The organism is Bacteroidales bacterium (assembly GCA_026418905.1).
GTDB lineage: Bacteria > Bacteroidota > Bacteroidia > Bacteroidales > DTU049 > JAOAAK01.
On the sequence record JAOAAK010000014.1, the window covers coordinates 34555 to 47639 of the forward strand.

A 13085-nucleotide genomic window follows, 5' to 3' on the forward strand; every position below is an offset into this window, starting at 1 on the left:
AGTTACTCATCTCGCGTATTTTGACTAGATAATGTACTTTTGTAAAAAAATGAAAAGTTTTTTTTTCATGCTATGTGGGATGATGTGTTTTTTTACTGCAAACCCACAAAAAATTGAATACCCTTCAACCAGGATGGCAGATCATTATGAAACATTTTTTGGTGTCGAGGTGAATGATCCTTATCGTTGGCTAGAAGATGAAAATTCGGATGAAACTCGGCAATGGATTGAGCAACAGAACAAAATTACTTTTTCCTTTCTCTCATCCATACCATTCCGCGATAAAATCAGAGAAAGATTGGTCCAACTTTGGAATTATGAAAAACGTTCTTTACCATGGAGAAAAAAAGACTTGTTTTTTTATTTTAAAAATGATGGTCTTCAGAATCAAAGTGTTCTTTACATCAGAAGAGGTGATATGGGTGAAGAAAAAGTACTATTAGATCCCAATTCTTGGTCGAAAGATGGAACAATTGCTTTAAACCAAACTGTTGTTTCTCACGATGCAAAGTACCTCGCATACAGTTTTTCTCATGCTGGTTCAGATTGGCAAGAAATTAAGGTTATAGATCTCGTAAACAACAAGGAACTTAAAGACCATCTTCGTGGCGTTAAATTCAGCACGATCGCATGGTATAAAAAAGGTTTCTTTTATAGTGCTTATGATAGTAAGGACTCATTAGGAAAGTATTCGAAAAAAAATGAATATCATAAAGTTTTCTATCATCAGCTTGGAACCGATCAAGCTAAAGACAAATTAATATATGAAAATAGATCGTATCCTTTGAGAAATTACCAACTATACACGGATGACGATGGAAAATATTTTTTTCTAACTGAATCGGAATCCACATCAGGTAATGCATTGTATTTTAAAAAGGCGTCATTTAAGAAAGATGGCTCTTGGATAAAGCTTGCTGATGGATTTGATTATGATTACGACATAGTCGAAGTTATAGGAGATAAATTATATGTATTAACCAACGAAAATGCACCAAATAAAAAGCTGATAGAAATAGACCTCAAAAATCCAGATCGTTCAGCATGGAAAACCTTCATACCTGAAAAACCACACGTTATTCAATTCGTAGCTTATGCTTTTGGTAAATGGTTAGTAGTATACCTGGAAAATGCATCGAGTAAATTGTATTTGTTCAATGAAAAAGGGGAAATCCAAAAAAACATTGATTTAGGCATTGGCAGCGTTGGAGGGATAAGTTCTGAAAAAAATAACCAGGTTGCTTATTTTAGCTTTTCGAGTTTTGCTGTTCCGCCAAGGATATATTCATATGATGTGATAAGAGATGAGATGAAGGTATTTTGGGAATCGAAAGTTGATTTTCGTCCCGAAGATTTTGAAACCTACCAAGTTTTTTATTCTTCCAAAGACGGAACCATAATTCCTATGTTTATTACTCACAAGAAGGATCTTGACAGAAATGGTGATCATCCTGTTTTGTTGTACGGTTACGGTGGATTTAATATAAGTTTGACTCCAGCTTTTCGTGTTTCGATTATTCCTTTTCTTGAGTCCGGTGGCATATATTGTGTTCCAAATTTGAGAGGAGGAGGGGAGTTTGGCGAAAAGTGGCATCAGGGAGGCATGAGACACAATAAACAAAATGTATTTGATGATTTTATCAGTGCCGCAGAATTTTTGATAAAAGAAAATTATACAAGACCCGAACGAATTGCTATTCAGGGTGGATCTAATGGTGGGCTACTTGTTGGAGCTTGTATGACACAGCGTCCGGATCTTTTCAGAGTTGCTCTTCCTGCTGTTGGGGTTTTGGATATGTTACGTTTTCACAAGTTTACCATAGGTTGGGCCTGGATTAATGAGTATGGTTCTCCTGAAAAAGAAGAGGATTTTCATTATTTACTCAAATACAGTCCATATCATAACATTAGACCTGATGTCGAATATCCTGCGACACTCGTGACCACAGCCGATCATGACGACAGAGTAGTTCCAGCCCATTCATATAAGTTTATAGCACGACTTCAGGCATGTCAGGCTGCTGATAATCCGGTATTAATTCGTATCGAAACTAAAGCTGGACATGGAGCAGGTAAACCAACTAGCAAGCAAATAGAAGAAGCCACAGATATTCTTAGTTTTATGATGTATTACCTGAAGATGGAGCCAGGATGGTAATCGTCGATATTGATCCAGCTGCAGGTTTTTGTTTTGGTGTGACGGATGCTATTGTTGCAGCCGAAAAATATCTCGAAAGTCATTCTTACCTTTATTGTTTAGGTGAAATTGTTCATAATGATGAAGAAATAAAGCACCTGACAAGCAAAGGACTTCGCATCATCGATAAAAAAGCTTTTGCACGCCTTCAAAACGAAACCGTACTTATTAGAGCACATGGTGAACCTCAAGAAACTTATAAGATAGCATTAGAAAACAACATTAAACTATTGGATTTAACTTGTCCAATTGTTAAGAAACTTCAGCAAAGTGTAGCTCAAACATACGCAAAAAATCAAGGCAATGCTACCATTGTCATATTTGGTAAATCAAATCATCCGGAAGTAATTAGCCTAAAAGGGCAAGTACCAGAAGGTGGTGTTTGGGTAGTGGAAACCCCAGATGATGTACTTTCTATACCTTTAAATCCACCAGTTTATCTTTTCTCTCAGACAACAAAATCTATTGAGGAATATCGTGAAGTTGAATTGATGCTAAGAAAAAGTCTTATTTCCAAAAATATCAATCCGGAACATCATTTGTTTGTTCATCACACCATTTGCAAAATTGTTGCTCGTCGTGCAAATTCACTTATTGATTTTGTAAAAAAATATGACGTTATTTTATTTGTTTCTGGTGAACATAGCTCTAACGGAAAACAATTATATCAGAAATGTATCCAACACAATCCTCGTTCTTATTTTATTTCCTCTCTCGCTCAAATTGATTTATTGATTCACGAACTTTTGACTGTCAATTCCATAGGAATTACTGGTGCTACCTCTACTTCTTTTAGACAAATGCAAGAAGTTAAGAACTATTTGCAACGAAAGCTTTCTTAGTAAGTTTTTATAAAGTACCTCTTTGTTTTTCCATTGAGATAAAGTAAGTATGTTCCAGGATCAAGATCTGATACATCAATGTTTATTTTATTGAGAGTTGAGATGAACTTGTAATGCTTAATTTCTTGCCCGATAAAATCGAAAATTTTTATTGAATGAAGAGGTTCTTCACTAATGATAAATAAATGATCAAACGCAGGGTTGGGATAAATTAATGCAATTGGCTTTTCTTCAGGGAAAGATAGAACTGGAATGTAGATAGTATCAGAATGGGTAGCCGTGTCACAGCTGTTCCATACATACTGAACAACGTTCCATGGACCAGGACCTTGATAATTATGATACGGATTAGCCATATATACATATGAACCATCACCAAAGTCATACTTTATTCCAGTGAAATTTTGAGCAGTAGAAGTGAATTGAACAGTATTTCCTTGAATGGTGAAAGTAAAGCCTGCGACTGGAGGTGCGATCATGTTAAGGATAAGGGAATCTGTTTTTACCTGACAAACTCCATCGTCGATTATAGCATAGTATGTACCAGGTGAATTAACTGTGATAGATTGTGTTGTGTCTCCAGTCGGATACCAATTTACACTCTCAGCATTACCTGTCAGCTGTATGATCATGCTATCACCCCAACACAGAGTTTGGATGCCAGAAGGAGTAATAGTGATGTCACTTTGGCGAACAATAGCCTGGACAGGCACACGTGGACTTTCACAATATGAATAGACTTTCCAATCATAGAAAAAGTAATAATAGCCTGTGGGGTTGGTAGTAGCGCTGCTGCTATCAATACTTATGAGACTACCTATTTGATATGGATAAGAGCAATTAGCGTTATTTCTAAAAAGTCCGCAATTGGAATTAGCCCTGAGTTTGTATCTTGTGCCTGGTTGCAAAGGAATGTTTAAAACTACTTCTTGTATGCCTGCAGCTAAATTGATAGTAGTATCTTTAACAACTTGGTTTAGGTTGTTAAGCAACGAAAAAGTACGTTGTCCCGATGTCTGAGCATTTACCTTAACTGAATATAGAAGACATGGCTCATAAACATTAAAAACGAGATAATGAGCAATGGAAGAGTTCAAAAAACCTCCATTGGAGTTGATTCTGTTGTCTCCTCCCGTGATATAAGTAGGGGAAAGAGTTTTTTGAGATACATAATAAGTTGTAGATTGAAGTAAGGGAGTGGTTATGTAGGTATTTCCGTATGCAATAGGGTTACCTTGTAGGCTGTTGTACCATTGAAGATTATTGCCATTTGCTGTTAAAATAGCTTGCTGTCCTTTACATACAGTGTCTCCGGAAACATTAGATGGGGGATTGGGCAGGTTAACTGTGATATAATTAGAGCGAATTAAGCTGTCTGAACCGAAAGAATTCCATGACTTCAGTTTGACAGTGTAAGTGCCATTGATTTGGTAGTAATGAAGAGGATGTTGTTGTGTTGAAAAAGTACCATCCCCGAAGTCCCAGAGCCAATTGGTAGGGTTATTTGTGGATTGATCGTAAAATTGAATCCATCCGTCGCAAGTAAAAGTTTTATTGCTTGTCCATTGAGTGATTACAGGGCCTGCTGTTGAAGCAAGTAATGAAATGGTGAGATCGTATTGCCTCGATGTTCCTTGGCCACAAGCTTGCCAGGTAGTTCCATTGGAACTGACCCAGTTTACCCCAGTTTCAAGCGTGACATTGCTTGCATAACCTGAATATACCTGTTCTACAGGAATGGGGTAATTATATCCAGGGGTCAGATACTTGATCTTGATATATATGTCTTCGTTGTTTGATAATGAAATAGGATTAGGAAGGCTAAAAAATCTAAAACCAGCATAATCACAATACTTTTGACCTATTGTATCAATCAAGCCCGTAAGAGTTGTTCCATTAAATTGATCGTAAATTTCGATGGAAACATAAGAGCCACCAGATGCTATAAATGTGCCTATTGCTTTTATGGTTATGTTTCCATTGGCAACAAATTTTGCCAATCCATAACCTGTATTACTATTAAATCCAATATCATTGATATTACCAAAAGGAGCATAAGTATAAATCATGTCTCCAGTTTGATAATTATAATAACCAGGAAAAAAGCCAACTTCGCTATTGATACGAGAATCATTATAACTTATGTAAAAGTATCCGTTTTCTCCCCAAGAAGTGCCCCAACTGTTTTTACAGATCCATGCACCTGTACCGCCAGCGGTTACTTTGTTGTCGTCCCACCCTACCAACGTAACAGCGTGATTAGCGGGATTACTTCCATTGTAATAATACGTGCGTGATGTGGCGTTATAGTAAGCGTCATCGTGATAATAGGATGTATAAAGTGCACCATAATCGTAAATAGCTTGTTTTATGGCATTGATATCGTTTGGGATGTATCTACCTTGGGTGACATATTTGACTGGATAAATATTTGTAGGACAAGGATTAGGAGTTGCCATGTAAGGATCATCTGCTTCAAGCATAACACCACCGCCTCTTGCAAGGTAAGCGAAAGATATATAAATATTACCTCCTTCGCAAGGAGGATAATCAAAACCATGGCAATTGTTAATATTATCTTCTGATAGGTTATAAGCTCCCAAGCCTGATTTTAACCAAAAAGATTCAATGGAAGCACAAGTTGCAAAGGTCCAGCAAGCTCCACAATTGCCTTGATTTTTCACCGAAGTAACCCATCCCAATGTACGTAAATCATACGAGGAAGGTAAATTTTTTGTTGCCGAAAAAAATTTGGGCTGAAGATGTAAGTTTTTGATAGGTGGGATGTACCCATGAAATCGACCAGGATTTTGAAGATACTCAAGATAATCTGGATTAACTGGTGCAATTTGAGGTTCTATTTGTGCTTTTGCTGATAAAAAAATAAAAATTAAAGCAAGGCAGAAAATATTTTTCATTTTTTTGTTTTTTGACTATTTATAAGGTTTAAAAGTTTAAAAGAAAAAGCCAAAAGTTACTCCTCCATAAAATTGCAATGGACTCGATATATACTTAAAGTAAGCAATTTTTTCCGATGTAAAGTAAACTTTTTTTCTTTCTTCCGGGGTAAGGTTAAAGGGAAAAACCCCACCAATTCCTATTCCACCATGGAAATTTAAATATCCATGACTAAATATAACTTGAGTATATTCAGCATAAAAAGAAACACTTGGCAAAAAAGATTGAATGTTCTTGATAAACTGCGAACTATCAAGAAGATTAACATAATCGAAGATGAGATAAGTCAAAGAAATTTGGGGTCCATAATGAAATCCCTGAAACTTAGGACGAACCGACATGGCATTGAACTGTAATGGTTCTTTGGATGTCCATAAATAGCCAAGCTGAACACCTCCACCTCGGAAATTAATGTTGTTATAGATCTGTTCTGTGATTTTTTTGTTGTAATATAAGAAATGTAATTTGACAGACCCAATGTTGTTTTTTGATATGAATTGTTGATAGCCCGCTGAGACAAAATAATAAAAAGGAGAAAGAGGAGTGAAGAAAATGGCTTTATCTGCTTTAGCTGTTTTTTTGAGTTTTTTAATAATCTCGGGCATGACAGGAATCATTTTTTCATGTTTTCCGTTTTTGTAGAAAATGGAATCGATGTCATTGATAGAAAATTTTTCGTAAATAAAAGTTCCTTGTGGTTTAAATGTAACGGCATATTTGCCTTTTCTAATAATGTCGCCAACTATTTTTTGTCCATCATAAGTAACTAAAGTATCTTTTAAATTTTGAGCAAATAAAAAGAAAGGAATAATGTTCAAAAACAAGATGAAAACCTTACTTTTCATACATTCGTTTTTTTCTTGCTTTGAGGGTGTTAATTAATAAAGCTGCGACTGTTGTTAAGCCCACCCCTCCAGGTACAGGTGTTATCCAAGAAACCTTGTCCTTGACGCTAGAAAAATCCACGTCACCAACAAGTTTATAGCCGGAAGGATTAGTATTGTCTTCTATTCTATGAATTCCTACATCGATTATGATAGAGTCTTTCTTCACATATTCTTCAGTAATAAATAAGGGTTTACCCATAGCAACAATGAGAATATCGGCCTGAAGAGTTATTTCTTTAAGATTTTTAGTTTTCGAGTGGCAAATAGTTACGGTAGCATTTCCAGGATAAGTGGGTCGGCTCATGAGAAGTGCTATGGGTGTGCCCACAATATGACTTCTTCCAATGACTACACAGTGTTTGCCTTCAGTTTCGATTTGGTAATGTTTTAGCATCTCGAGAATGCCCATGGGTGTGGCAGGGAGAAACGTATCTTGTCCTAACATCATTTTTCCAAGATTCACCGGATGAAAACCATCTACATCTTTTTCTGGATCAATAGCAGCAATAATTTGATGTTCATTCAGATGTGCTGGAAGGGGCAGTTGAACAATAAAGCCGTCTACTTCTTCGTCTTTGTTTAGGAAATCAATAACTTCAAGCAATTCTTTCTCAGTTGTTGTTTCTGGTAATTTATAAATAGTTGATAAAATGCCGACTTCTTTAGCAGTTTTTTCTTTGTTACTGACATAAGTTTTACTGGCAGGGTTTTCTCCCACTAAGATGGCAGCAAGGTGTGGAGGTCTTAAGCCTAAATCAATCATTCGAGCAACCTCTTCTTTGATTTTTTCTCTGATTTGAAGACTTACTTCTTTTCCGTCTAGCAATTGCATAATTAATGTTTTTTCGTTTTTTTAATTCCACCAGTAGCTAACGTATGCATGAGTTTTCTGGCTTCTTCAAATTGTTTTAGCAATCGGTTTACTTCTTCAACTGTCCTTCCACTGCCACGAGCAATCCTCAGTTTTCGTGAACCATTCAAGATGGTAGGATTTTGACGTTCTTCTGGAGTCATAGAATAGATAATAGCTTCAATATGTTTGAAGGTATTATCGTCAAAATCAATATCCTTAATGGCTTTTCCCATCCCAGGGATCATGGCAAGAAGATCTTTCATGTTTCCCATGCGTTTAATTTGCTGGAGTTGTTTAAGGAAGTCATCAAGGTTGAATTGGTTTTTAGCTATTTTTTTCTGAAGTTTGCGAGCTTCTTCCTCATCTATTTGTTCTTTAGCTTTCTCAACAAGAGATACGATATCGCCCATTCCAAGAATACGGGATGCCATGCGATCTGGATAAAAAATATCAATATCATCCAGCTTTTCACCCGTACTAGCGAAAAGAATGGGTTTGTTAACTTCAGCCTTAATGGAAAGGGCAGCTCCTCCGCGAGCATCACCATCCAATTTGGTAAGAACAACTCCCTCATAATCAAGTACGTCGTTGAAAGCTCTAGCAGTGTTAACTGCATCTTGTCCAGTCATGGAATCGACGACAAATAAAGTGTCAGAAGGTTGAAGTAGCTGATGTAACGTATGAATTTCGTTCATCATATCCTGATCAATTGTCGTTCTACCAGCAGTATCAACAATCACCACATTGTAACCATACGTTTTTGCATGTTGAATAGCATTTTTGGCAATTTTAATCGGATCATCAATACCATCTTCAGAATAGACGGGGACTTGAATCTGTTCACCTAAAGTTTTCAATTGCAGAATTGCGGCCGGCCTGTATACGTCGCAGGCAACAAGCATTGGATTACGACTTTTTTTGGTCTTCAGAAATTTTGCCAATTTAGCAGCAAAAGTAGTTTTACCCGAACCTTGTAGGCCTGCAAGCAAGACTATCGGGGGATTTCCTTTGAGTTTTAGTTCAGTGTATGTTCCTCCCATCAAACTGACCAATTCATCGTATACAATTTTTACAAACATTTGGCCAGGTGATACGGATTTGTATACTTCTTGACCAATTGCTTTTTCTTTAACTTTCTCAGTAAATTCCTTAGCTATTTTATAGCTTACATCAGCTTCTATAAGAGCGCGCCTGATTTCTTTAACTGTTTCAGCTATGTTAATTTCGGATATACGTGCTTGCCCTTTTAATCTGCGAAAAGCATCATCGAGACGGTCAATCAATCGTTCAAACATGACTTTTCGTTATATTTTCGCAAATGTACATTAAAAATTCGGTTCTATCAATGTATATGTTTTTTATTTAGTTATAGCAATGTATTATTTAATTCACTTACTGAACTAGATGTACGTGATAAATTTTTTAAAGTACACAAAAACTGATTTCTCTTTGATTACTGCCAAATCGCGAAAATTAATACACGTATCGCAATTGATAAACATCAATGGTTTTTTGTTTTTTTTTGGATAACGATTATTTTAATAATTGCTAAGAATACCTATTTTTGCTTGTCACGAAAAAGCATGTGGTATGAAAAATATTTTAATTTTAGGTGCAGGACTTTCTGCAAGTACCATGATCAGATATTTGCTCGAATCAGGTAAAACAAATGGGTGGACAGTAACAATCACGAGTCGTAGCATTCAGAAATCTCAAGAAAAAATTGGTCATTATAGTAATGGTATACCTGAAACGTATGAAATAGGTGACGACAAAAAATTACAAGAGTTAATATCAAAAGCAGATGTAGTGGTTAGCATGTTACCTGCCAGGTATCATCCTATAGTTGCCAGGCACTGTTTATCTATGAAAAAACACCTTTTTACTACGTCTTACGTTTCACCCGAGATGCTTGCTTTGGATCAGGAAGCTAGATCTAAAGGTTTGCTCTTTTTGAATGAATGTGGAGTTGATCCTGGTATTGATCATATGTCGGCTATGAAGAAGATTCATGAAATACGAAACAAAGGTGGTAAGGTGATAGGTTTCATGTCCAATACTGGTGGCTTAATTGCTCCTGAGTACGACAATAACCCATGGCATTACAAGTTCACTTGGAACCCCCGAAACGTAGTTCTTGCCGGACAGGCTGGAGGACGTTATCTTTGGCATGGTGAATACAAATATATTCCGTATCATCGTTTATTCGAACGAATCGAAATAACAGAAGTGCTTGATTATGGTAAGTTTGAAATTTATGCCAATCGTGACTCGTTAAATTATATCTCGGTATATGGTCTTGAAGGTATTGAAACCATTTTTAGAGGAACTTTTCGTCGTCCTGGCTATTGCGAAGCATGGAATAAGTTTGTACAACTAGGAATTACTGACGATAGCTATGAAATCGAAAATCCTGATAAGTTGACTTATCGTTCTTTCATTAGAGCTTTTCTGCCTTATCGTTCTAATTTGAGTGTTGAAGATAATTTCTGTCAATACCTTGGCATCAACCGTGAAAGTGAAACATACAAAAAATTTGAATGGCTCGGTATCTTTGAAGAAAAACCAGTTCCAACCGGTTGTAAAACTCCTGCCCAAATTCTTCAAGCTCTGCTCGAAGAAAAATGGAAATTAGAAGAACATGATTTGGATATGATAGTTATGCAACATACATTTGACTACGTCCTCGATGGTAAAAAGAAACGTGAACTTTCTTCTATGGTGATTATAGGTCGGAACACAGTCGATACTGCCATGTCCATTACTGTTGGCATGCCTTTGGCTATAGCTATTGAACTATTCTTAACGAATAAGATCCAAGCAACTGGTGTTAAAATTCCTGTTACACCCGATTTATATGAACCAATTCTTGAAAGATTGGTAGATTGGAATGTTCGTTTTATTGATGAAGAAGTACCTTATCAGGACTGATGCATTAAAGACTGATATACTCTGAAATACATTTTACTACCATAAGTGATATCAAAATAGGTACGAGAAATAGATCTTATGTCTTTAAAAGAAGAATGAATTAATTTCATGGCAGCATCTCTGTAAGAGTCTTTCGATAATTCTTTTACTATTATTCCCAATTGGTATTCTTCTATCAATTTTGTGTCGCCAATGTTTTGATTAATGATGACAGGTTTGTTCATAGCAAAAGCTTCTGCCATTTTGATGGGAGATGATGCAATTTTACTAAAAGCTGGTTTGATAAACATAATGACAGCGTCCATCAAATGGATGTACATAGGAATGAGATGGTAAGGAACTCGTTCAACTAAAACGATTGAATTTTCAGATAATATTTTCTGCTTAACTAAATGATCAATGTGATTAACAACCAACAGAAAATAGGCATCTTGTCGTTGTTTTTTTAATTCTTTGAAAAAATCAATCATTTCATCGATTAAGTACCATGTTCCTGTCGATCCGATGTAGCCAAGAATGAACGATCGCTCTGGAATTAAAAGAGTATCACGCAAATGATTTGCTTCTTCATTGTTTATTAAACTCGGGTCAAAAGAAATATATGAAGTACAGCAGGGTATTACTGAGATTTTTTCATGTTTGACATTCCAGTTTTTTTGCATCCATTGAGATGCAACATGTGTAAGACTAATGATATGACTTGAATGGTGAATAAATTTTTGTTCGAGATTTTTAAAATATGTGTAAAGAATATTAGTGAAAAAATTTTTTTTCCAAATGTGTCCGTCAATGCGTTCGTCCACCCAAAAGCCTCGCATATCAAAAACAAAGGGTGTGTTGTATTTTCGAATAAAATGGTATAAAATCCATGCAGCCACATAACTTCTTGCATGAGCAACCGCTATAGGATATCTTGAAAAAATATAGCTTGTAAGTTTTCTCCCTTTAATGAGGTTCAACAAAGTCGATAAGATTGGAATTTTTCGATCAAATTTAATTGGAAACCAAAGAATTGAGGTTTGAGCAAGAAAAGTTCTCATTTGATGAAAAGAAGTAGAATTAAAATCTTTTTCATAACTCACTAAAATAAAATGTAAGTCTCGCTGTAATTCAAGAAGATAGGGTAATATTTGAGATCTTCCGACGGGATCTAGTATTCCATCATAAGAAAGGTAAAAGACAAGAGGTTTGCTACTTGATGACTTTTTTAAAAAGTCGCTTGTATGTTGCATAAACAAAGTCAATCCATTTTTCGTTGTTAGGATAGTCAAAATAAAGCTTCGGAGGTTTGTTGTACATTTCGTCGAATTCTTTTCTAGTGATATTCCATTTCACACAAATTTTTTCAATTTCTTCGTCGACGTTCATTCCTTCATATGGAGAATGAGAAAGTATTTCAAGAGCTTCGTCACGCGTCAATGTTTTTAGTCCTGTTGTTATGCCATATAAAATCTGACATGAGAGAGTAGCACGTCGGTAATCTATTTTGAATTTTTCTGGTAAAATGTATCGTTGGACAAAACCTGTGAAAGTAGATTCATTGTGCTTGCTTCCATAGTAATCCCATCCAAGTTTTTCGTTAAGTTCAGCAATAGCTTTTTCTTTCACGTATGGAATAAAGTTCAGAATGTACACGTATTGTATTCCCTTAATGAATTTATAATAAAATTCATCATAAAGGGTAAAAAATGGGAATTTTCGAGGATCTGCATTAGAAAATGTTTTGACAATGTATTTGAAATATTTCCAATCCTTGGGGTAATAGTGCCAATGTTTTGGTTTTATTCCTTCGGTGCCATAATTGCCGCCACTGATAATATACTTTACGTTGTATTTCTTTGCATACTCATGGAGAATGGCTTGCAAAGCAATGTCAGTTGGAGTTTCTATCTCTGGTACAGAAGCACGTGTAAATGCAAGTTGAAACTCTTTGAATTCATCCCAGTTGACTTGATACCTTTCAATGGGTATTCCTAGTGAGGAAAGCTTCTTTAGATTTTCTTCGGCTTGTTGGCTATTCCAAAAATTGTCAATATGTACACCCAGCAGTCGTACACCTTCCCTATGGAGAAGATAGGCAGAATAAGAACTATCCAAACCTCCACTTACACCTATGATGCAATCATATAGTTTTCCTTTACCAGATTGTTTTATTTTTTGAATTTGTAATTTAAAAGAAGCTAAATCTGGTTCGGTTCCACGAATAAAAGGGGAAAGATTCTTAAGATAATTGTTACAATGGTTACAAAAACCATCAGCGTCGAATTGAATCCATGGATCAACTACATTATCCATGACACAACGTTTACATGCTTGATATGCCATATGAAATTTTTTGCAAATATATGTATATTCTTTAATAAAAATTAGAAAAATGATGAACACTTTATATGTTGAAAGCAAATAACTTATAACGA

Annotated in this window: 9 protein-coding genes; 3 read left to right on the forward strand and 6 right to left on the reverse strand. The window is 35.7% G+C overall.

Translation table 11 applies throughout. The features are described from left to right. The first annotated feature begins 49 nt into the window (after positions 1 to 49). Entirely contained in the window at positions 50 to 2158 is a 2109-nt protein-coding gene (locus N2Z72_02880) for a prolyl oligopeptidase family serine peptidase (protein MCX7696622.1), read from the forward strand. Next, complete coding sequence (locus N2Z72_02885; protein ID MCX7696623.1) at positions 2152 to 3039, forward strand: 4-hydroxy-3-methylbut-2-enyl diphosphate reductase; 888 nt, start codon at positions 2152 to 2154, stop codon at positions 3037 to 3039. The genes N2Z72_02880 and N2Z72_02885 overlap by 7 nt, the downstream gene beginning before the upstream one ends. On the opposite strand, the gene N2Z72_02890 is transcribed toward N2Z72_02885, so the two are convergent. From N2Z72_02890 to ffh, 4 genes are read right to left on the reverse strand one after another with little or no spacing between them, the layout of a single operon-like run. Further along, the gene (locus N2Z72_02890) at positions 3036 to 5957 is read right to left on the reverse strand and encodes a lectin like domain-containing protein (protein MCX7696624.1); all 2922 of its coding nucleotides are present in this window, start codon (positions 5955 to 5957) and stop codon (positions 3036 to 3038) included. The two genes, N2Z72_02885 and N2Z72_02890, sit on opposite strands and share 4 nt — an antisense overlap. A gap of 36 nt (positions 5958 to 5993) precedes the next feature. Next, positions 5994 to 6842, reverse strand: a complete 849-nt coding sequence (locus N2Z72_02895) for a hypothetical protein (protein ID MCX7696625.1) — start codon at positions 6840 to 6842, stop codon at positions 5994 to 5996. Further along, a complete protein-coding gene (gene folD / locus N2Z72_02900) occupies positions 6832 to 7716 on the reverse strand; it encodes a bifunctional methylenetetrahydrofolate dehydrogenase/methenyltetrahydrofolate cyclohydrolase FolD (GenBank protein MCX7696626.1) in 885 nt (294 codons plus the stop codon). The genes N2Z72_02895 and folD overlap by 11 nt, the downstream gene beginning before the upstream one ends. 2 nt (positions 7717 to 7718) lie before the next feature. Continuing rightward, entirely contained in the window at positions 7719 to 9032 is a 1314-nt protein-coding gene (gene ffh / locus N2Z72_02905; protein ID MCX7696627.1) for a signal recognition particle protein, read from the reverse strand. Between the two features lie 295 nt (positions 9033 to 9327). Between ffh and N2Z72_02910 the strand changes: the two genes are divergently transcribed. Then, positions 9328 to 10668 (forward strand): saccharopine dehydrogenase NADP-binding domain-containing protein, encoded by a 1341-nt coding sequence (locus tag N2Z72_02910; GenBank protein MCX7696628.1) that lies wholly within the window; start codon positions 9328 to 9330, stop codon positions 10666 to 10668. Here the strand turns inward: N2Z72_02910 and N2Z72_02915 are convergent. After that, a complete protein-coding gene (locus N2Z72_02915; protein ID MCX7696629.1) occupies positions 10659 to 11900 on the reverse strand; it encodes a glycosyltransferase in 1242 nt (413 codons plus the stop codon). The genes N2Z72_02910 and N2Z72_02915 overlap by 10 nt on opposite strands. Continuing rightward, positions 11860 to 12993 carry an N-acetyl sugar amidotransferase gene (locus tag N2Z72_02920; protein MCX7696630.1) on the reverse strand — a complete coding sequence of 378 codons (1134 nt, stop codon included), beginning with the start codon at positions 12991 to 12993 and terminating at the stop codon, positions 11860 to 11862. Before N2Z72_02920 ends, N2Z72_02915 begins: the two co-directional genes overlap by 41 nt. Between the last annotated feature and the right edge of the window lie 92 nt (positions 12994 to 13085).

Excerpts from the sequence above, each read along its gene's own strand:
- N2Z72_02880 (MCX7696622.1), top strand. The coding sequence starts at position 50 with ATGAAAAGTTTTTTTTTCATGCTATGTGGGATGATGTGTTTTTTTACT.
- N2Z72_02885 (MCX7696623.1), top strand. The coding sequence starts at position 2,152 with ATGGTAATCGTCGATATTGATCCAGCTGCAGGTTTTTGTTTTGGTGTG.
- N2Z72_02890 (MCX7696624.1), bottom strand. The coding sequence starts at position 5,957 with ATGAAAAATATTTTCTGCCTTGCTTTAATTTTTATTTTTTTATCAGCA.
- N2Z72_02895 (MCX7696625.1), bottom strand. The coding sequence starts at position 6,842 with ATGAAAAGTAAGGTTTTCATCTTGTTTTTGAACATTATTCCTTTCTTT.
- folD (MCX7696626.1), bottom strand. The coding sequence starts at position 7,716 with ATGCAATTGCTAGACGGAAAAGAAGTAAGTCTTCAAATCAGAGAAAAA.
- ffh (MCX7696627.1), bottom strand. The coding sequence starts at position 9,032 with ATGTTTGAACGATTGATTGACCGTCTCGATGATGCTTTTCGCAGATTA.
- N2Z72_02910 (MCX7696628.1), top strand. The coding sequence starts at position 9,328 with ATGAAAAATATTTTAATTTTAGGTGCAGGACTTTCTGCAAGTACCATG.
- N2Z72_02915 (MCX7696629.1), bottom strand. The coding sequence starts at position 11,900 with ATGCAACATACAAGCGACTTTTTAAAAAAGTCATCAAGTAGCAAACCT.
- N2Z72_02920 (MCX7696630.1), bottom strand. The coding sequence starts at position 12,993 with ATGGCATATCAAGCATGTAAACGTTGTGTCATGGATAATGTAGTTGAT.